This window comes from Paenalcaligenes sp. DL 309, assembly GCF_057475285.1.
This window is the reverse complement of sequence record NZ_JBYBKW010000003.1, coordinates 1-18,963: the sequence shown is the minus strand read 5'-3', so window position 1 is coordinate 18,963 and position 18,963 is coordinate 1. Positions and strand designations below refer to the sequence as shown.

Here is an 18,963-nt window from a genome sequence, read left to right as displayed (position 1 = left end):
AGGTTCAGTAAAGCATATTAAGCCCGCACCACTACAAGGTTAGCGGGCTTTTTGTTGTCTGGAGTAGTCCGTTAAGGTACATTGACATATACCGTCAATAGGCAGCATTTTTGACGGTATCTACCAAAACCACTGAAAAAAGTACCGTCATGAGACCAAAACTGAGCGCCACAGCCGTTAGAAATGCCAAGCCAAAAGATAAAGCCTATAAGCTGACCGATGGCACGGGCCTTTACTTGCTGGTTAACAAAGCGGGTAAGTATTGGCGCTATGATTACCGATTTCACGGTAGGCGTAAAACATTGTCCTATGGCGTGTATCCCACTATTACGCTGGAGGCAGCAAGGCAATCTCACCAAGAGGCTAAGCGGTTACTGGCTAATGAGATAGACCCGTCCGAACAAAGGAAGCGCACAGAGGGGCGCAAAACCTTTGGTGAGGTGGCCTTGTTATGGTTTGAGCACTGGAAAACAGACAAAGCAGGGGTAACAGCAGCGGGCGCATGGCGCGGCCTTGAGATAAACATACTGCCATTTATTGGTAACGCCCTAGTGGACACTTTGACCGCCGCTCAGTTTAGAGATTGCGTAAAGCGAATAGAAAAACGCGGTGCCTTGGACGTGGCTAAGAGACAACTACAGCGATGCAGCCAGATTATGCGCTTTGCGGTGGCTCATGACTACGCAGAGCGTAACCCCGCCGCAGATATACAGCCTAGCGACATATTAAAACCAAGGCGAAAGCAAAACCATGCGCGTATTGATGCTAAGGAGTTACCGCAGTTACTTAACCACATGGATGACTACCAAGGCAACGAGCATACGCGCCTAGCCTTGCAGCTAATCGCCTTAACGTTCGTCCGCACGGCTGAGCTAATCAAGGCAGAGTGGGCTGAGTTTGATTTAAAAGCTAAGCGCTGGGAGATACCCGCTGAGCGCATGAAGATGCGTACCCCGCATATCGTGCCTTTGTGTAATCAAGCCGTGGAGATTGTAGAGAGCCTGCAAGCCATTTCATACAGTGACCGCTATGTGTTCCCGTCTGATAATCGCAGAGGTGGTCACATGAGCAATAACACTATTCTTTATGCCTTATACCGCATGGGGTACAGGGGGCGTATGACGGGCCACGGCTTTAGGGGTTTGGCATCTACTATCTTGCATGAAAAAGGGTGGCCGCATGAGCATATAGAATTGCAGCTTGCCCACCAAGAGCGAGACGAAGTAAGCGCCTCATATAACCATGCTTTGTATCTGGAGCCACGCGCTAAGATGATGGCGTGGTGGGGTGATTACCTTGATGGCTTGCGTAAAGGTAATGTATTAGATTTCCCTATTAAGAAAACAGGGTAAAAGTTAACGCTGGTGTCTATTCCGGCCAGAAGAAAAGCGGCAAGTCCACCGCCTGACACCAGCTACTAATTAATTGGACGCTTACTAGGACAGGTGAGCTATGAATACAAATGATTTTAGTGAATTAGATAGCCTTGATTACTGGAGGTTATGCGACAGCTTGAGCATATTTCAAGCGGCTTTACTGATTATTGGAGAAGACCCAAGTGGCGAGCATAGTTACATTGAAAACTGGCAAGTGCACGAAAGGCCGCAAGGTTATGAGGCGGCTAAAACAGCGATATCCAACTCACTTAAAAAAGGCAATATAGAAGGCCAGCTTATAGCCCTTCAACACTACGATATAAACGATAACCCCTGCGGTGAAATAGAGGGTTCTGTTGATGTGATGGAATCTACCGTTGATGTGGAGTCGCTAAAAGACTGGCTAAGGTCACGCGGATTTAATAAGGGTTTCTTTTTTCCAAAGGTACAAGAGTCGACTGATTACTTAAACCCTAGTCACCCACGATATGCACCTAAGTTAGCAGCGGCAGTGAGAGCATGGGAGGCGGTAACTGAGCCGACAGGAAAGTCCCCAAAGCAAGAGCTGATGATATGGTTGCGAAAACACGCCTCCGAATATAATTTGCTGAATGATGATGGCAACCCTTTTGAGTCGGCTGTAGATGAAATATCTAAAGTGGCTAACTGGTCGCTAGGAGGTGGGGCACCAAAAACTCCAAGTAAAAAATAACCTACCCACCCCATCTAAGCCTTGAAAGCAAAGGATTTCTTCGTTTTGTTAACAGGTTTTTATTGAAACAAGGTGAACAACCCGCCCCCCCCCTATGCTTTTTTAGTGCTAGGTTTACTCAACCATCCCATCTATTAAATGTTGTAGCTAATAACTAAATTGATTCCATTGTCCGTTAACAACGATAGAGTCATAAAGATGATTGAACAAGCCTTTTACCGTCTACCGGAAGTTACACGCATTGCGGGGGGCGTAGCTAAAGCCACTATCTACGATTGGATCAGCAAGGGCCGATTTCCAGAGTCCGTAAGACTAGGTGAGCGTGCCGTAGCGTGGCGTGCTAGCGACCTAAAAGAATGGGTTGAAGACCCACAAGGTTGGGCCGCAAAGCAGGAGGGCGCATAATGACGACCTCCTTAACACTAAATCAAGACTTATTAATCCAAGCCGTAGGTAAAGACGAGCCTCGCATTGATAGCCGCGTCCTAGCTGAGCACTTAGGCACGAAGCATCATAGTACCTTTGCTCTGCTTAATAAATATTTAAGCGATTTCAAAGAGTTGGGAATACTTCGATTTCAAATAGAAGTAATCAAAGGGCGTGGACAGCCTGAAAAGTACGCCATGCTCAATGAAGACCAGTCTTACTTATTGTTGACCTATTCTCGCAACTCAGAGCGGGTACGAGCCTTAAAGGTGAAGCTAGTCAAAGCCTTTAGCCAGGCACGTAAAGCTGCTAGTCAGCATCACACTGAGTACCTGCCTACCTATCACGCATTGCATGACCAAATAAAGGAGGTTGGGGGCGGACGATTCCAGCACATCAACTTTAATCGCGCTATTAATCACGCCGTAGGAATAGAGCTTGAGACTCGCTCACAGGTGGCAGTGCCTATTAAATCGGCTGTGGTGGTGGCTCAAATGATGGCCGTGCAGTCTATTAGTCAAAGTGATGGCGACTTGAAACATGCCTACAAAGACCTAAAAGAGCAGCTAGGAGTGCTAACAAAGGCTCTGCCTAGCAATAGTCATGCTTACGAAGACAGTCTGCTGGAGGGTGCGTAATGACTTCACAAAACAAAAACGCCCCCATCACAAATAGCAATGAGAGCGCGTTACTGCAAGACTGCAATCAGAATAACACGCACCATCACCCAAAAACAAGCAACGTTAATGAGTCACGTGCCCTTAGCGCATTAATTAAGGCGGGGGAGCGAGGCATTAGCCGCAAAGAGCTAGATGCGGTTTGTGCATCGTCTAATAGCCCTGAGATTATCCGCAGACTTCGTGCAAAAGGCTTTGTTATTCATTGCGAGATGCGAAGTGTAGAAAACCGCTTCGGTGAGACGGTTCAGGCTGGCTACTACCGTCTCATGCAGCAAGGGGTACAGTCATGACTATTGCAATTAAATTAAATCGCGGCTATTCTATATCTGCGGTCAAACAAATGGCCGCCGGGTTTAGCAGCCTGTTTAGTCTAAGGCGGACGTACCGCCGCTGTTTAGCGGTTTTTTTGCGTCTGCGCCATGCCGTAGAGCGTCCTTTATGGGCGGGTTATGGTGGGGAGGGCGTAAGCCCTGCTGGTACCCTTGGACACCAGTCTGCTAACCCTGCTATATGCCCGTCCACCCTATTTAGCAGTAGGGCACGGGGTAACTTACCCGTCCAAGGAGGCCATAACATGGCAGCTATATCTATTCCCGCTCATTCTGAGCAAACACATTCCCCCAATACATTTCATTTAGCCGCCCGTGCCGCGCGTAAAGCCGCTAGGCAGTGGTATTGTGGCGTTCCCGTGCAAACGCTTGCCCAGTGGCGCGATACGTGCCGCCTAGCCCATTGTGACGGCTTACCTAATCCTAAAGAGCGCGGTTCTGCGTTTGATACTGCTTTTGCGTGTGAAATTGGCAATCTAATCATTGCTGGAGGCCGTGGCCATGATTAAAAATAAACTACGCCTTGAGACGGTGCTCGCCCAGTCAAAGAGCCTTTCTCTGCTGACACATGGCAATGGTAAGGCTGGCGTCGATGCTCTGCATGATGCTGATAGAGACGCGGTGCTTTGGCTTTTGAGTGATCTAATTCACGAAGCGTATGCCCTGCTTACCGAGACGGACGACAAGTCCACTACTGAAGCATCTAGCCGTTAAAAGGAGGCGCATATGCTAGAAGTTAATTTCAGCAAAATTGCGCCTGAGCTTAAAGAAATTCCACGCTGGGTAGTTTGGCGATTACAAGGCAAGCGTAAAGTGCCTTACGTTGCCAAACCGCAAGGCAAGGCCGCAGACATTACAAAGTCATGCAGTTGGGTTTCGTTTGAGCAGGCAAAAATTACCTGCGAATTAGGAAAGTTTAGCGGCTTAGGCTTTGTGCTGAGTCCTGATGATGACATCGTGGGTGTAGATCTTGATGACTGCGTCGTCAATGGCAGGCCACACCCTGAAGCAATGGCAATTTTAGAGCGTATAGGCGCCGCTTACGTTGAGCTGTCACCTTCAGGTACGGGCTTGAGAGCGTTTGGACGCTCTACAGGCGAAATAAGCCGCAAACAAGGGGTTATTGATGGTGTAAAGGCTGAGCTTTATACAGACCTGCGTTATTTAACCGTCACTGGCAATGCGTTACTTGATGGTGGCATCGTTGATCTCAATGGGTTTGTTGATGCGTCTAAAGCGTTAGGGGGTGAGCAAACCACACAAGAGGAACACAAGAGAACACAGACTACACAGACCACACAAGAGGAACACAAGAGAACACAGACTACACAGACCACACAAGAGGAACACAAGAGAACACAGGAGGTACACAAGACTACACAGACTACACAGACTACTCAAGAAGACACAAGTCAGGGGGTGGGGGGGTTAAACATCCAGTTTCCAACTGGCTGCTATCCAACGGTAGAGGGTGAAAGAAATAGATGCCTTTTTGAGTTGGCACGTTTTCTTAAGTCTCAAATACCTGGTGCTAAGCCTTCAGAGTTAAGAAGTTTTGTTTTGGCTTGGCATAAAGAGGTTTTACCCGTCATTGGAACTAAAGAGTTTTCTGAAACGTGGACAGATTTCATAAGAGGTTGGGAGAAAGTTAGAACTCCTTATGGAGAAACAATGGATTCTATTGTTAAGGCCAGCGAGTTAATTGCTTTACCTGACTGCTTACTCAAGATGGAGTACGGAGACCGTACAAACAATTTAATCAAGATTTGCATCGCGGCTCAGCAGCATCACAGCGATAAGCCTTTTTACTTATCTTCTAGGATTGCTGGAGATTTACTAGGGGTAGACCATGGCACCGCAGCCAAGATGTTAAAAGCGCTCGTGATTGATGAGGTCCTTGAGTTGGTAACGGCTGGAACTAGGAGAAAAGCAAGTGAATACCGCCTTCTTCTTGAGCACCAACCATAGGCTTTTGACCATTACTGTATTAACCAATCTATTTACAAACAAAGAGGTTTATTTATGAACAAACTACAAAAAATATTAATTGCACTTGTAAACGAGTACGAAGACAACGATAAAACGTTGATAGAGGTACTTGAGACTCACAGCAGGATTGTTGATTACGCTGAAACCATTGAGGTGACGCTTTGCCAAGAAGAAGCGGAGTTAATCGGCAAGGCCGGACTGGAATGGGTAAGTGATTTTACAAAGGGTGGGGCTGAGTGGGGGGCTTATCGTGACGATGCGCTAAAGCGCTTAGATTAAGTATCACCCCCCTTATCAACCGATAGCAATTTTATTAACAGAGAGATTTATTTATGACATACACAATCGAGCAATACCAAAACCGTGAAGAATACTTCCGTTCCATATTCAGAGTCATTATTGAGGTTGTAGAGACTAGCCGCGCTGATGCTAGTGATGCGGTGAAGCTGACGGCAATCAAAAATATGGCTCAGGTGGGTGTTGATGGAACGGTAATAACTGGAGATTATTTTACTGGTGAGGGTATTGCTTCACTAATGCTGCATGAGGCGGAGACTGAGCTAGGCACTATAGGTACAGGGCAGCCAGAAGCTAAGGCGCTGATACAGATTCAATTCACAGCTACACGGCTAGAGGCGTTACTCGAAACTATCCACACAGCATTGCATGATGCGTCAGACAACCAAGTAGGTGATGCGGCGATGTTAGCAGGGTGGGCGGCTGAGATTGCTGGTGAAATAGGTACTGACCTTGATGTTTATGACATGCAGCGTAGCAAAGGCAAGCCCGTGTACTAGCATTTGCTGTTAACTAGTATTTTTAGATTCTGCTATAAGGCAGATAATCAGATAGGGGATTTTTATGACGGATAAAACCACACCTAAGCAGACAGCAAAGTCTGCACCACTAAACACAGACGCGATGCAAGCGGCTTTTGATGGCATTATTGCAGTCATTGAGCAGCCTACAGGCATGGCATCACTCGAAACAAAGCTACAGGTAGCCTTAGACTTTGCCCGTATTGGTAAAGAGGGGGGCGAGCTAGATGGCTTTGATGATGCGGCCAGCTACTTACAGGCTACTCAGGCCGCAGCTAAGCCAAAGAGCATGGCTGAGATTGAAGCCGCAATGAAGTGCCTAGCGTCTGACCTGGCTGTAGCCTTGCCGCCAGAGAAAAGCGATGGTATCAATAGTATCATTACAAACAAAGCTGGGGAGTTATTGCAATTTATGAGTTTGGCTGGCAAGTGATAAACCTTAAACCAACAACCTAAGACCAGGCCCACTTTACCGAGTGGGCTTTTTGCGTTGTTCCCCAACTGCCCTTTGGTCGTTTGGGGAAACTCCCTCTGTGTCGTTCGCGGATGCCGTTTCTTTTACGACGCATGAGCAGGTTTAGAGTTGGTTTTTAATTATGGGGGCGTGATGAAGGCGGATAAAATGTTAGGCAGAAAGGTTAAAAGGCCCAACAAGGCTGAGCAAACAAACCTTGTGCGTATTATTGGACAGCGTATGCGGGAAGCGCGGGAAATGTGCAACATAAACCAAGTTGATGCAGCAAGGCGATTAGGCTATCAAACGTCCGCTAAGCTATCCAAAATTGAGGGGGCTACTGAAAACTCAGTACCGTTGCTCACCATAGCCAAAGCCGCCGAGCTTTACAGCGTAAGCACTGACTACCTAATGGGCATATCGGAAGACTGGGAAATAGACACCAAGCACACGATTGACCATGAAAAATCGCAGTGGATTAACGAGGCGTGGGAGCTGGCAAGGCGTAGAGACCTAGAGGTGCTGGTGTGGCTCAAGCAGCGTGTGGACGCGGTAAATACGGATATACCGGCCATGGTCTCTACGTCATTGCGCCAGCAAGCCGCATTTGAACGATTTGTAGAGCTTAACCCAGACTTTGAAGACATGAAGGGTGGCAACCAGTTGGCTATTGCCTTAGATCAACTGCACGAGTTATCAGAGGCCGCCGACCGCTCACTAAAGCAGTACAAGCGCGATATTGCAATTTCAGCAAAGACATCGAAGCAGTTAGGTTTATTCGTTGATTAGCGCGTCTTTATTGACTCACCTATCCCTAACCACCTTAGCGGTGGTTTTAACCACCTTAGCGGTGGTTTTTTTGTGCCTAGCGCCTTATTTCGGGCTGTTATTACGGGTTTATTGGGTGGCTTTAGTTTTAAGAGCGCACCTAAGCGTAGGGGGCGGGAGACAAACAGGCGCGTGTAAGTCTTAGTGGCGCTCAAATTAGGAAAAGTGCAGGAATACGGGGGGATTCGTGGGAGAGAATTAGGTTTTAACATATAAAAAATAAAGGAAATAAAATTGAAATCAAATTTTCAAATCAAAACAGAGCTACGCGGTGATGTACAGGCGCAAGTAATTCAAAACCAAGCAGCCGTAGATGTAGTCTCTTTTGGTCTTCGAGACGATGCCCTTACTGAGGCAAGAAAGGCACAGCAGTCACTACTGCAATTCAATCATCGCTCAAACCCGCTGCATATCGCGGTATTGGCCGCTAGTTTGTTTCCCACAGAGCAAACGCAGCTAGGGGCTATTACTCGATTACGAGCCTTGTTCGACAGCTGGCTAGAGGACACGCAAACCGTTTATCAACTGGGGCTGTTGGAGCGTAATAAACGGACGGCGCTAAAGAGTCAGCACCTTCATGGCGTGGTTAACTACCAGTACGACACAAAAGGGAAGTTAGAGCATTTGAATAAGCGAATTGCGAAGTGGATCGAGACACAAGGGCAATCTGAGTGCGGCATAGAATTCAACGACCTAGTTCAAAAAGGGCATAATCGAGAAAATCTGCTCAAGCTCTACCCGCCTAAATTTAGCTTAGAGGAGCTACAAGCTCAAAAGGACGAGCTGCTGGAGATACTAGATCAAATACGCGAATTTATGGAGACGGATATACCTAAGCGTGAGTTCTTAGAATCAATGCCCGAGCGTTTTTTTATTATGAGGGCGCGTAACCATACCGGCGAAGAGGTGAGCATCAATGACGCGCTTTAGATCAAAACTGACTTCGGACGAATGGCAGCAGGTACGCAGCCAGTGGGAATCTGACCCGGGCATGACATTTGTAGGGGCATCTGAGGTTGTGGAAGGCAGGATAAGCGCCTCGGCTATTGCCAAGCGTGCAAGGCGTGAAAAGTGGATAAAACGGCATGGGTTTCAGGCAGGGAGACCTGCTAAATATCGGCCTGAATTTGACCACCAAGCGCATCAGCTTTGCTTGCTAGGTGCAACAGATAAGCAGCTTGCGGAGTTTTTTGGAGTGTCCGAGACGACCATCAATAATTGGAAGTCTGAATACGCGTCATTTCTTGAGTCCGTGAAGGGGGGGAAACTTCTAGCCGATGCTGAGGTGGCAAGCGCCTTATTTCAGAGGGCAGTGGGCTATGAGCATGAAGCGATTCACTTCGCCACAGTTGACGGTGAGGTGATACAGACTACCTATACAAAGCACTATCCGCCGGAGCCGTGGGCGGCTGCGTGGTGGCTAAAGAACAGGCAGCCCAAGCTGTGGAAAGATAAGGTGGAGGTAAAAGAAGATATAAACCTAAACGTATTCCCACCGAAAGAGCAGTTGGACGCTATTTACGAGAAAGCGCTGGCTGAGGCTGAAGAAATTGAAGAGCGTATTGTTAAAGGCCGGGCTGAGCGCCTTGGTGTTAATTTAGATGGGGTAGGCCATGACAGCGAGTAAAAATCCAAATCCGCAGACAGCATCACCTATTTTAAGTTCGCTTTGGGATGGCTTATCGCCACACCTAATCGCGTCCTTTTTTCAGTGCGATAAGGATGGTTTGCCTCTTGAGGGGCCAATAGTAAAAGCACCTTTGACCGAAGCTGAACTAGAGATGAGTCTAAATTGGCAGTCACCTTTTGAGCAAGCTGGGCCTGAAAGCAAAGCGCCTGCGCTAATGGCCATGCTGCAATCAGGCGCATTGCAGCCGTTTGCTGACATTATCCTCGGTGAGAAAAAAGAGAGCCAAGAAAACAGCAGTAGTCTAATGGCTGCGGCAAGACGTAGAGCTGACGATTTTCTCAATAAGTCTGAAGGTAGGACTGGAATAACAAAGCTCAACAGTACGCAAGTGTTCACAGGTATGCCACCAGTAAAAATACAGGTGCAAGCGTTATTTAGGGCGTGGCTTAATCCTCAGAGCGAGGTGGAAGCCCCGGTAAATCAGCTTATGGAGTGGGCTTTGCCAGAAAAGCTATCTAACGATGGCACCATTTTGACGCGCCTGGTTAACTCAACCAAAGGAGAGAGGGATGCAGTGGAGGCGCTTATGCCTTCCGTTTCGCCCGTAATGATTGGCTTCGCTTATAAGGGCCGCATGTTTGCGCCTATGGTGATTGAGTCCATTGGCCAGCCTTTATCGTCACCGGTGGACAGCTCAGGCAAATTTGTTGAAATGCTAGTACCCATGACTATCAGCTCATTGACTGCAATAGATAAGGAAGACTGGCAAAACATCACAAAGAGCAATCTATGACTTTTTCAATTACAAACCCATCTCGCGACGGGAGGGATTAGCGGAAGTTAGGCATTACTTTCTAAAAGACTTATTTTAGACAGTAACCCGTATTGGCAGCTCACACCGTAAAGGCGTGGGCTTTTCCTCAATTTGAGGCAAAGGCGCGTACGTGATGGGGCGCAGAAGATCAGCCCAAGTTTGGATCGGTCTTTTGCTCACAGGCGCGTACGTGGTGGGACACCCAGAGCTTTTTGATAAATTTATCGTAAAGTCGCTCACAGGCGTGTATGTGATAGGACGCAGCAAGACATAACGCAGATTTGCGTTGTGCATTGAGATAGGCTCAGATTTGAGCGCACCGCCGCAATGATGGGTTCCAAAATGGAAACAACTGCGCACCTTTCGCGCACCATCGTCACGCGCTTTGAGTGCGCGAAACCACACTAAACGCGTAATACTAAAACAATCCCATGCAATCATTAGAAATAGATTAATCCTAGCAAAAGTGGTTCTAAGTCACTATTGGCTGTATTTGCGAAAACTTTTCGTTTACCTAGTTAGTAGATGCGGGATTTTCCCGCTTTGTAGTAACCAGTGACTAATCGCGTTCGAGACCCCCGTATTGGTGTTCTGGGGAAACACCCCATGCAAGCCCCTTTAAGAGGTGTGCAAACATCAACGCAGCTTTGCGCTAATGCTCACCATCGAGGCTTAGCGATTTGAAATCGCATACCCTAAGCTGACCACCGCCGCATTAATTAAAGAGGGGACGTAAAACTTTTACGACTGGCAGCACTCAATGCGCCCAGTAGTGGTAATAAGGCAAAAACCGCATGTTTTTTTATAAGTGACGGTATTTTTGACGGTATTTATTTTTTACGCCTTTCGCAAGGCCTTTGTTTGTAAGGGTTACGGGCTTTGATGTGAATACTGTCGGGCAATATTTCAAAGCGGCTCAGAGTTTATTCTGAGCCGCTTTTTTATTTTAGTGTGAGTTTTCCTCATACTTTTTTAAATATTCCTCAAACGAAGGCTCATTTTCAGCGGCTTCAATTTCTTTTTGCTGCGCAATGGATTTTATGGCGGCGACTTCTAGGGCCACTTTCTCAGCCGCGGGTAGCTCGGCTTGGAGTAAGGTTTGTTTATGAGCTTGGCTTTGGGCATAGGTGAAATCTACAAAGCTTTGGCCTGAGTCTTTGATTTGTTGTAGCAGTTGGGCAGAAGGGCACAGACTAGAGTCTTGGACTTTAGCCAACTGTACTTGTAGAGCCTCTTGGTACAGAGATTCTCCAGAATCTTTATCAAAGAGTTCAGCATAAGGCTGCATAGAAATAAGTATGTCTTCGGCCCAGTTTTTGAGCTCTACCTCTTGCTTATGCTGATTACGTAATAATAAACCAGGCTTGCGACCTTCAATCACTACTTTTGCAAAGTTGTTTTTACTATCTTGGCAAAAACCACCCTCTGGGAATATAGGGCTAGGTTCAGTGGCACAAAATAATAAAAAAGCATCTAAAAAACGTGCACTGTCTGCTGATAGACCAATAGGGTCAAAAGGATCTACGTCTAAGCAGCGTACTTCTATGTATTCCACGCCGTCATTGGCTAAGGCAGTAGAAGGGCGTTCATCTGCTTTAGGGGTACGCTTAGGACGGATATTTGAATAATATTCGTTTTCAATTTGCAAAATGTTGGTATTGAGTTGTATGCGCTCACCATCGCGGTGTGTGCCTATGGCTGCGTAAGCAGGCCACGAGGTACTGGACGCATGTCGTATGCGCAATAAAAAGGTGTCTAGATCGTTATAACAAAGCTGCAGCTCAGCTTGGGCTTCTTTATTTTGATAGCCCAGATCGCTCATGCGTAAGCTGGTGGCCCAAGGTAAACAGTAAGTGTCAGGAGCCACCTCTTCTAAAGGCAGGTTATGGTTACCTAAAAAATCTTTAGATATCACGGGCGAGGCACCGAATAAATACATTAATAGCCATGAGTAACGAGTGAAGTTACGTATCAGAGCTAAATAACCATTAGAGCGTTTTTCTTGCAAGGTACCACCATCTACGCCCAGTTTTTGCCACAGCGCATCAGGTAAAGAGTAATTATAATGCACGCCAGCAATGCACTGCATACGCTTACCGTAGCGCTCGGCTAAGCCGCGTCGGTAAATATGCTTAAACATGCCAGCGTTAGAAGGGCCATACCAGCCGATTTTTATATCAGGCTCTGGAGGCAACTGGGCGGGCATGGATTGGTTCCACATCACTTCATCGCCTAAGTGTTGCGTCACAAAGGTGTGCACATGCAATAACTCACTGCGTAATTGCTCTACTGAGTTGCGAGGGGCTGTGATGAGCTCAAGCAGAGCCTCTGCGTAGTCAGTGGTAATGCGACTATTACATAGGGTGGAGCCTAAAGCGGTAGGATGGAGAGTGGAAGCTAAAAATTTAGCGGTATTAACTCGCAAGCCCTCTTTTTCTACACCACGGCGTATATCGCCTAGCAGTGGGAGGTTAGCGGCTAAAGTATTTATGTGTTGGCTACTGGATGTCATTACCTGAATTCACTTATTACTGACTAATTATGCCTTGATTGTAATGGGCATTACCATTTAAGGGAACGTTCACAGAGTTCAAGGAGGTGATTAGTTCTGTAATGGTTTAAAAATAGAGCTATGAAAGGCTTTGGCGATAGCGGCATAGCGATTTGGTGCATCTAATTTTCTGCAAGCATTGCGTAAATGAAAATTGATGGTGTGATGACTTAATCCCATTATGATAGCGATTTCTTCAGAAGTTTTACCTAAGGCAGCCCAATGTAAACAATCATGTTCTCTCGGGCTTAAAGATGATTTATTAAACATAGCTATATCCTTTCTGTACTCAGTAAATTGATTCACCGAGGTATCAAATTGTTACGGTAGGGTAAATTGTTTGCTGAAAAGAAAAATAGCTCAAGTTTTTACACCTAGGGCTAATCCTTAGGTATATATATCAATAGGCAAAATATTGAAATATAGGTAGGCATCTGGATTTTGTTGGTGGAGGTGCTACACTTATCTGTATTTCTTTGTCAGCGCCGATTTGCTTGATCTGCTTGCGGGCGCCCCATAAATCCAGCTAAAGAGGTCCTCTTATGGTCTCAAATAACTCTCCAAATTCTTCTGCCACAGTCTCTCTTGATATTCCCGAAGGTTCAGTAGGCGTAGTCACGCCTGAAATACTTGCCTTTGATGAACCGTTGCATTTATCAAGTGGTCAAGTGTTGCCGCAATACGAGCTGGCCTTTGAAACTTATGGCAAGCTTAATCACAAACGTAATAATGCTGTTTTAGTCTGCCACGCTTTAAATGCTTCGCACCATGTAGCGGGTATAGATTCTCACGACCCTAAAAATGTGGGGTGGTGGGATAATATGGTGGGTCCAGGCAAAGCCCTAGATACCGATCGATTTTTTGTGATCGGTGTCAATAATATTGGTTCTTGTTTTGGCTCAACGGGGCCTGCTTCTATTAATCCTGATACCGGTAAACCTTGGGGTGCACAGTTTCCTTTACTTACCGTAGAGGATTGGGTGCGGGCTCAGGCGCGTTTGGCTGATTATTTAGGTATTAAAAAATTTGCTGCTGTAATGGGTGGCTCTTTAGGCGGTATGCAGGCATTAAGTTGGGCTATTACCTGCCCTGATCGCCTTGAAAACTGCATAGTAATTGCCAGCACCTCACGGTTAAGCGCACAAAATATCGCTTTCAATGAAGTAGCTAGACGCGCCATTATTACAGATCCGGATTTTCACGAAGGAGATTATTACAGTCGTAATACTATCCCGAAAAAAGGGTTATCAGTAGCCCGCATGGTGGGGCATATTACCTATCAATCTGATGAGCTGATGTCAGAGAAATTTGGTCGAGCCCAGCAAAACCCAACGGATGATGGAGCCTATCGTTACGATTATGACGTGGAGTTTGCTATAGAGTCATACTTGCGTTATCAAGGAGAAAAGTTCTCTAATTATTTTGATGCCAATACGTATTTATTATTAACCCGCACCTTAGATTATTTTGATCCGTCACGTGATTTTAACGGAGATTTAGCGCGTGGTTTAGCGGCAGCAAAAGCTAAGTTTTTACTGGTTTCTTTCACCACAGATTGGCGATTCACGCCCCAACGCTCTCGAGAAATTGTGCAAGCGTTGTTAAAAAACAAACGTTCTGTGACCTATGCCGAGATCGACGCACCCCATGGGCATGATGCTTTTTTATTAGACGATCAAAATTACCACGGCGTGGTGCAGGGCTATTATGATCAAATTGCGGAGCAGTTAGGATTAGGCGCCAGGCAACGCACCACAGGGGTTTTAGCATGAATCAGCTAATAAATAATACAACTAATGCCGTCAACTTAGCGCAGCGCCCTGATTTAGTACGTATAGCGGGCTGGATAGAACCTTCCACGCGTGTTTTGGATTTAGGTTGTGCAGACGGGAAGCTCTTAGCACATCTGCAGCAAACTAAAAATGTACAAGCCGCAGGTATAGAACGAGACCCTCAAGCAATGGTGGCTAGCGTGCGCCGAGGCGTGCCGGTTATTCAACAAGACTTAGAAGAAGGCTTAGCATTGTTTGAAGATCAGCACTTTGATACGGTAGTGCTTTCTAAAACCTTGCAGTCTATGCTTAATACTGAGCATATACTGCGTGAAATGGCGCGCGTAGCACGTTACGGCATTGTGTCTTTTCCTAACTTTGGGCATTGGTCGCACGGTTTATCTATATTAGCGGGGCGCATGCCCGTATCTAAAGAAATGCCCTACGAGTGGTATAACACCCCTAATATTCATCTTTGTACGCTTAGAGATTTTCAGGATTTGGCTAAATCATTAGGCTTACACATTACCGATCGAGTGGTGTTTGCGGGTAAAAAAGAAACAAGTTTATTACCTAGCTTGCGCGGTACATTAGCCGTCTATAGGTTTGAATCTCCTCATGCTGCACGTTAAGACCGGCGGCTACTTTTGTGTCTAATGTTTATTTTAGCCCGCGAGTTCTTCCTTTATTGGTCTTAGGTTTTGCCAGTGGTCTGCCTTTAGCTTTAACGAGTGGCACTTTACAAGCGTGGGCCACCGTAGCTGGGGTTTCTTTAACGCAAATTGGTTTTTTAACATTGGTGGGCTCTGCCTATACCTTAAAATTTTTATGGGCCCCACTTATAGATCGCTACGCTGTACCTATATTAGGGCGCAGACGAGGTTGGATAGCGCTTAGCCAGCTGTTACTTGGGGTGTCTATAGCGGTTATGGGCAGCTTTGATCCGGCGGGGCAGCTGGGGATTATTGCGTTTCTAGCGGTTTTTGTGGCGTTTATGTCGGCCACCCAAGATATTGCTTTTGATGCTTACAGCACAGATGTGCTGCGTAATAATGAGCGCGCGGCAGGGGCTGCAGTTAAAGTTTTGGGGTATCGATTAGCCATGATTGTGTCTAGCGGCTTGGCCTTGATTATTGCTGATCAATGGTTGGGTTGGGGGGGGATGTATTTATTAATGGGCGCCATTATGGTGCTCTGTGCCCTAGCAACCTTTTTGGCGCCTGAACCAGAGGTTGCCGTTACGCCACCGCTTTCCTTAGGTCGTGCTGTTGTAGACCCTTTGAGGGAGTTTTTTCAACGTCCCGAGGCCATCAGTTTATTGGTGTTAATTGTTTTGTATAAATTAGGTGATGCCTTTGCCGGCGCCTTATCTACCACTTTTCTCATTCGTGGGGCAGGTTTTGGTGTGGCTGAAGTGGGTACGGTCAATAAGATTTTTGGTTTAGCTGCAACCGTGGTTGGCGCCTTAATAGGTGGTGGCCTTATGGCGCGCTTAGGCCTATATAGATCGCTAATGTTGTTTGGTTTATTACAAGCAGTATCCAACTTTGGTTATTGGGTTTTGGCGGTAAGTGAGCCCCATATTTTTATGATGAGCGTGGTGGTGGCTATTGAAAATTTATGTGGTGGTATGGGCACTGCTGCTTTTGTGGCTTTATTAATGGCTTTATGCCAACAACAGTTTTCTGCTACGCAATTTGCTCTGTTATCTGCCTTGTCAGCGGTAGGGCGTACTTATTTAGCCGGGCCTTTAACTCCTCCTTTGGTTGAATCCTTAGGCTGGCCTAGTTTTTTCTTGGTTACCGTGGTGTTAGCCTTACCCGGACTTTGGTTATTGTGGCGTAAACGCGCTGCTATATCTGCTTTAGATACACCTATTTCATCATGATGCTTTTAATATTTTATTTAATCGCTATTACAGCAGAAGCTATGACAGCTGCACTGGCTGCTGGTAAGCGTGATATGGATTGGGTAGGTGTGTGTGTAATTGCCTGTATTACGGCACTGGGAGGCGGTTCAGTACGTGATGTGGTGCTGGGGCATTATCCCCTAGTATGGGTTACCCACCCCGAATACTTATGGCTAACAGCAGGTGCGGCTATTTTTACGGCTTTAACAGCACGTATGATGCGTCATCTAAATAAGTTGTTTTTAGCCTTAGATGCCCTAGGATTAGTGACTTTTACGGTAATTGGCTGTCAAATTGCGCTGGAAATGGAATTGCCCATTACCATTATATTACTTAGTGGCATGATGACTGGCTGTGCGGGGGGAGTGCTGCGCGATATGATGTGCGGCGATATTCCGCTGTTATTTCGTAAAGAAATGTATGCAAGTGTATCGATGGTAACAGGTGGTTTGTATTTAGGCGCTATCCATTTAGAGCTAGGGGAGTTAGCTAGCATGTTGATTCCTATGGGGATTGGCCTAATTTTCCGCTTTTTAGCGCTACGCTTTAATTGGCAGATGCCACGTTTTGTCTATAGAGACGATTGGCATTAGCCCTATTGCCTTATCTAGCTATTAATGAGACATTTAGTTCCACAAATTTGAATAAAAATCATGAATAGGTGGAGATGGATTTATGAAGATAAGGCGATTTACAGCATTATCCGCAGCACTCTTGCTAACGGGTATAGGTATGGCGGGAGCACAGCAAGCTGGTGATGTCAGTCAGATACCGGAGAAAATCTACTATGGTGGTCCTATTGTGACCATGAATGATGATGCCTTAATGGCAGAAGCGGTAGCCATTAAAGATGGCAAAATCATAGCAGTAGATAGGTTACGCACTATTGAAGCAATGGCGGATGAAAAAACAGAGCGTGTGGACTTAAAAGGTAAAACCATGATGCCAGGTTTTATCGATGCGCATAGTCATTTCTTGGCTACCGGTTCTAATGCGTTAGTGAAGGTTGACCTTAACTCTCCTCCTATTGGTGATGTTAAAAATATTGACGACATCATCAAAAAACTTAAAACGCGAGTGGCTGACACTAAAGAAGGGGGTGTCATTTTAGGTTCTGGTTATGATGACACGCTAGTTACGGAAATGCGTCATCCAACTAAAGAGGATTTGGATAAAGTTTCTACAGAGTTTCCTGTCATTATTACGCACATATCAGGCCATTTAGCCTCAGGCAACACCAAAGCCTTAGAAATGGCAGAAATTAATAGTGATACAGCTAACCCCGATGGCGGACGCATCACTAAAAATGAGAAAGGTGAGCCCACAGGGGTTATGCAGGGTAATGCTACGGCCTTACTTTATAAGTTAATCCCTGAAAGCAAAGAAGAGGATTGGGTGGCTGCTATTGCAAAAGGTTCAGAAATATGGGCAGCAGCAGGCTTTACCACAGCTTCTGATAATTTTGTTAGTCCTAACCAAATTAACTACTTCAAAGCGGCGTTAGATAGTGGTGATCAAACAGTACGCGTTAATTTCTGGCCTCGAGTACGTAGCGTAGAGGCCGTGCATGCTTTTCCAGCCGTGCAATCTGGTACGGATATAAGTGATGGTAAACGTATGCTGGTACAAGGGCCGGTAAAATTTACAATTGATGGTTCACCTCAAGGTTATACGGCTCATTTTTCTGAGCCATACACCACGCAGCGCCCTGAGGATGATGGCGAGTATCGCGGCTTTGCTTATTGGGATGATCGCGATGAAATTTTTGATATCATCGAGCAATTACACACGGATGGCTATCAACTCACTATTCATGGTAATGGGGATCAAGGTATTCAAGATATTCTTGATGCTTATTCCGCAGCCCAACGTGCTCATCCTCGCAAGGATGCACGCCATGGTGTGATTCATGCACAGTTCACTAGACCAGATCAATTAGTCCAGATGGCGGCTTTAAATGTTTCACCTAGTTTCTTTATAGGTCATACGTTTTTTTGGGGCGATCGCCATAAAAACATATTTTTTGGCCCACACCGCGCTAATCACATGAGCCCACTTCAAGGGGCTTTAGACGAAGGGTTGATTTTCTCCACGCATACAGATACGTATATTACGCCTATAGATGGTATACAGATGGTTTGGTCTTCAGTGAACCGTATGTCTACGGGAGGTGATGTCATTGGGGAAGATCAGCGTATTAATCCTTATGATGCCTTAAAAGCGATTACTATTAATGCCGCTTGGCAATTTTTTGAGGAAGACATCAAAGGCAGCATTGAGCCAGGTAAGCTCGCTGATTTTGTGATTCTTTCGGGTAATCCTTTAACTGTGGCTCATAACGACCCCATGAAAATCAAAGACATTAAAGTGCTTGAAACTATTGTGGGGGGCGATACGGTGTTTAAGGGTGAGTCAGAGAGTATTGTTGCCAAACATTTTTCTGACTAAGTTTATTAGATTTACCAAAATGCGCGGAAAGCCTCGTCGTTTAGGGCGAGGAAGAATAGCGCGGACGGCAACGCCGTCCTTTGATACTACGTTTGAGGCTACGGTGGCGTTTGCTGACGAACTCATGCCAAACGGCGAGCAACAGCGCGCAATGCGTCGTTTCGCTGGGTCGTGTCGTTTTGTATTCAATAAGGCCTTGGCGTTGCAACAAGCTCGCTACGCAGAAG

General features: G+C 46.2%; 23 protein-coding genes. 21 read left to right on the top strand and 2 right to left on the bottom strand.

The window, feature by feature from the left end:
- The first annotated feature begins 110 nt into the window (after positions 1-110).
- From AC2UZJ_RS04775 to AC2UZJ_RS04705, 15 genes are all read left to right on the top strand, one after another.
- Positions 111-1,352: a tyrosine-type recombinase/integrase gene (locus tag AC2UZJ_RS04775; protein ID WP_486948987.1), complete on the top strand. Its 1,242-nt coding sequence runs from the start codon at positions 111-113 to the stop codon at positions 1,350-1,352.
- A 100-nt stretch (positions 1,353-1,452) separates the two neighbouring features.
- Positions 1,453-2,088 (top strand): hypothetical protein, encoded by a 636-nt coding sequence (locus AC2UZJ_RS04770; RefSeq protein ID WP_486948986.1) that lies wholly within the window; start codon positions 1,453-1,455, stop codon positions 2,086-2,088.
- Between the two features lie 198 nt (positions 2,089-2,286).
- Positions 2,287-2,493: a helix-turn-helix transcriptional regulator gene (locus AC2UZJ_RS04765; RefSeq protein ID WP_486948985.1), complete on the top strand. Its 207-nt coding sequence runs from the start codon at positions 2,287-2,289 to the stop codon at positions 2,491-2,493.
- Entirely contained in the window at positions 2,493-3,152 is a 660-nt protein-coding gene (locus AC2UZJ_RS04760) for a Rha family transcriptional regulator (protein ID WP_486948984.1), read from the top strand. The genes AC2UZJ_RS04765 and AC2UZJ_RS04760 overlap by 1 nt, the downstream gene beginning before the upstream one ends.
- Positions 3,152-3,484 (top strand): hypothetical protein, encoded by a 333-nt coding sequence (locus AC2UZJ_RS04755; RefSeq protein ID WP_486948983.1) that lies wholly within the window; start codon positions 3,152-3,154, stop codon positions 3,482-3,484. The genes AC2UZJ_RS04760 and AC2UZJ_RS04755 overlap by 1 nt, the downstream gene beginning before the upstream one ends.
- A complete protein-coding gene (locus AC2UZJ_RS04750) occupies positions 3,481-4,032 on the top strand; it encodes a hypothetical protein (RefSeq protein WP_486948982.1) in 552 nt (183 codons plus the stop codon). The genes AC2UZJ_RS04755 and AC2UZJ_RS04750 overlap by 4 nt, the downstream gene beginning before the upstream one ends.
- A complete protein-coding gene (locus tag AC2UZJ_RS04745; protein ID WP_486948981.1) occupies positions 4,025-4,237 on the top strand; it encodes a hypothetical protein in 213 nt (70 codons plus the stop codon). The genes AC2UZJ_RS04750 and AC2UZJ_RS04745 overlap by 8 nt, the downstream gene beginning before the upstream one ends.
- Positions 4,238-4,249: 12 nt before the next feature.
- Positions 4,250-5,491: a hypothetical protein gene (locus tag AC2UZJ_RS04740; protein WP_486948980.1), complete on the top strand. Its 1,242-nt coding sequence runs from the start codon at positions 4,250-4,252 to the stop codon at positions 5,489-5,491.
- A gap of 54 nt (positions 5,492-5,545) precedes the next feature.
- Positions 5,546-5,791 (top strand): hypothetical protein, encoded by a 246-nt coding sequence (locus AC2UZJ_RS04735; protein WP_486948979.1) that lies wholly within the window; start codon positions 5,546-5,548, stop codon positions 5,789-5,791.
- Between the two features lie 53 nt (positions 5,792-5,844).
- Positions 5,845-6,309, top strand: coding sequence for a hypothetical protein (locus AC2UZJ_RS04730; protein ID WP_486948978.1), 465 nt, complete (start codon positions 5,845-5,847; stop codon positions 6,307-6,309).
- A 64-nt stretch (positions 6,310-6,373) separates the two neighbouring features.
- Positions 6,374-6,763, top strand: a complete 390-nt coding sequence (locus tag AC2UZJ_RS04725; protein WP_486948977.1) for a hypothetical protein — start codon at positions 6,374-6,376, stop codon at positions 6,761-6,763.
- Between the two features lie 189 nt (positions 6,764-6,952).
- The gene (locus tag AC2UZJ_RS04720) at positions 6,953-7,573 is read left to right on the top strand and encodes a helix-turn-helix domain-containing protein (RefSeq protein ID WP_486948976.1); all 621 of its coding nucleotides are present in this window, start codon (positions 6,953-6,955) and stop codon (positions 7,571-7,573) included.
- A 273-nt stretch (positions 7,574-7,846) separates the two neighbouring features.
- On the top strand, positions 7,847-8,542 hold the full coding sequence (locus AC2UZJ_RS04715) for a hypothetical protein (RefSeq protein ID WP_486948975.1): 696 nt from the start codon (positions 7,847-7,849) through the stop codon (positions 8,540-8,542).
- A 61-nt stretch (positions 8,543-8,603) separates the two neighbouring features.
- Positions 8,604-9,239 carry a hypothetical protein gene (locus tag AC2UZJ_RS04710; protein WP_486948974.1) on the top strand — a complete coding sequence of 212 codons (636 nt, stop codon included), beginning with the start codon at positions 8,604-8,606 and terminating at the stop codon, positions 9,237-9,239.
- A complete protein-coding gene (locus tag AC2UZJ_RS04705) occupies positions 9,226-10,035 on the top strand; it encodes a hypothetical protein (RefSeq protein ID WP_486948973.1) in 810 nt (269 codons plus the stop codon). The genes AC2UZJ_RS04710 and AC2UZJ_RS04705 overlap by 14 nt, the downstream gene beginning before the upstream one ends.
- Positions 10,036-11,002: 967 nt before the next feature.
- Here AC2UZJ_RS04705 and gshA read toward each other — a convergent pair.
- Entirely contained in the window at positions 11,003-12,568 is a 1,566-nt protein-coding gene (gshA, locus tag AC2UZJ_RS04700) for a glutamate--cysteine ligase (protein WP_486948972.1), read from the bottom strand.
- A 90-nt stretch (positions 12,569-12,658) separates the two neighbouring features.
- A complete protein-coding gene (locus AC2UZJ_RS04695; RefSeq protein WP_486948971.1) occupies positions 12,659-12,877 on the bottom strand; it encodes a helix-turn-helix domain-containing protein in 219 nt (72 codons plus the stop codon).
- A 272-nt stretch (positions 12,878-13,149) separates the two neighbouring features.
- On the opposite strand from AC2UZJ_RS04695, the gene metX reads away from it, so the two are divergent.
- The 6 genes from metX to AC2UZJ_RS04665 all read left to right on the top strand — a co-directional run.
- Entirely contained in the window at positions 13,150-14,379 is a 1,230-nt protein-coding gene (gene metX, locus AC2UZJ_RS04690; RefSeq protein ID WP_486948970.1) for a homoserine O-succinyltransferase MetX, read from the top strand.
- On the top strand, positions 14,376-15,011 hold the full coding sequence (metW, locus tag AC2UZJ_RS04685; protein ID WP_486948969.1) for a methionine biosynthesis protein MetW: 636 nt from the start codon (positions 14,376-14,378) through the stop codon (positions 15,009-15,011). The genes metX and metW overlap by 4 nt, the downstream gene beginning before the upstream one ends.
- Positions 15,012-15,028: 17 nt before the next feature.
- Entirely contained in the window at positions 15,029-16,267 is a 1,239-nt protein-coding gene (locus AC2UZJ_RS04680) for a muropeptide transporter (protein WP_486948968.1), read from the top strand.
- On the top strand, positions 16,264-16,881 hold the full coding sequence (locus AC2UZJ_RS04675; protein WP_486948967.1) for a trimeric intracellular cation channel family protein: 618 nt from the start codon (positions 16,264-16,266) through the stop codon (positions 16,879-16,881). The genes AC2UZJ_RS04680 and AC2UZJ_RS04675 overlap by 4 nt, the downstream gene beginning before the upstream one ends.
- Before the next feature lie 82 nt (positions 16,882-16,963).
- Positions 16,964-18,736, top strand: a complete 1,773-nt coding sequence (locus AC2UZJ_RS04670; protein ID WP_486948966.1) for an amidohydrolase — start codon at positions 16,964-16,966, stop codon at positions 18,734-18,736.
- Positions 18,737-18,755: 19 nt separating this feature from the next.
- Positions 18,756-18,963 (top strand): helix-turn-helix domain-containing protein (locus AC2UZJ_RS04665; RefSeq protein ID WP_486948965.1); only part of this gene is annotated, 208 nt, incomplete at its 3' end.

Excerpts from the sequence above, each read along its gene's own strand:
- AC2UZJ_RS04770 (WP_486948986.1), top strand. The coding sequence starts at position 1,453 with ATGAATACAAATGATTTTAGTGAATTAGATAGCCTTGATTACTGGAGG.
- AC2UZJ_RS04765 (WP_486948985.1), top strand. The coding sequence starts at position 2,287 with ATGATTGAACAAGCCTTTTACCGTCTACCGGAAGTTACACGCATTGCG.
- AC2UZJ_RS04760 (WP_486948984.1), top strand. The coding sequence starts at position 2,493 with ATGACGACCTCCTTAACACTAAATCAAGACTTATTAATCCAAGCCGTA.
- AC2UZJ_RS04755 (WP_486948983.1), top strand. The coding sequence starts at position 3,152 with ATGACTTCACAAAACAAAAACGCCCCCATCACAAATAGCAATGAGAGC.
- AC2UZJ_RS04750 (WP_486948982.1), top strand. The coding sequence starts at position 3,481 with ATGACTATTGCAATTAAATTAAATCGCGGCTATTCTATATCTGCGGTC.
- AC2UZJ_RS04745 (WP_486948981.1), top strand. The coding sequence starts at position 4,025 with ATGATTAAAAATAAACTACGCCTTGAGACGGTGCTCGCCCAGTCAAAG.
- AC2UZJ_RS04740 (WP_486948980.1), top strand. The coding sequence starts at position 4,250 with ATGCTAGAAGTTAATTTCAGCAAAATTGCGCCTGAGCTTAAAGAAATT.
- AC2UZJ_RS04735 (WP_486948979.1), top strand. The coding sequence starts at position 5,546 with ATGAACAAACTACAAAAAATATTAATTGCACTTGTAAACGAGTACGAA.
- AC2UZJ_RS04730 (WP_486948978.1), top strand. The coding sequence starts at position 5,845 with ATGACATACACAATCGAGCAATACCAAAACCGTGAAGAATACTTCCGT.
- AC2UZJ_RS04725 (WP_486948977.1), top strand. The coding sequence starts at position 6,374 with ATGACGGATAAAACCACACCTAAGCAGACAGCAAAGTCTGCACCACTA.
- AC2UZJ_RS04720 (WP_486948976.1), top strand. The coding sequence starts at position 6,953 with ATGTTAGGCAGAAAGGTTAAAAGGCCCAACAAGGCTGAGCAAACAAAC.
- AC2UZJ_RS04710 (WP_486948974.1), top strand. The coding sequence starts at position 8,604 with ATGACATTTGTAGGGGCATCTGAGGTTGTGGAAGGCAGGATAAGCGCC.
- AC2UZJ_RS04705 (WP_486948973.1), top strand. The coding sequence starts at position 9,226 with ATGACAGCGAGTAAAAATCCAAATCCGCAGACAGCATCACCTATTTTA.
- gshA (WP_486948972.1), bottom strand. The coding sequence starts at position 12,568 with ATGACATCCAGTAGCCAACACATAAATACTTTAGCCGCTAACCTCCCA.
- AC2UZJ_RS04695 (WP_486948971.1), bottom strand. The coding sequence starts at position 12,877 with ATGTTTAATAAATCATCTTTAAGCCCGAGAGAACATGATTGTTTACAT.
- metX (WP_486948970.1), top strand. The coding sequence starts at position 13,150 with ATGGTCTCAAATAACTCTCCAAATTCTTCTGCCACAGTCTCTCTTGAT.
- metW (WP_486948969.1), top strand. The coding sequence starts at position 14,376 with ATGAATCAGCTAATAAATAATACAACTAATGCCGTCAACTTAGCGCAG.
- AC2UZJ_RS04675 (WP_486948967.1), top strand. The coding sequence starts at position 16,264 with ATGATGCTTTTAATATTTTATTTAATCGCTATTACAGCAGAAGCTATG.
- AC2UZJ_RS04670 (WP_486948966.1), top strand. The coding sequence starts at position 16,964 with ATGAAGATAAGGCGATTTACAGCATTATCCGCAGCACTCTTGCTAACG.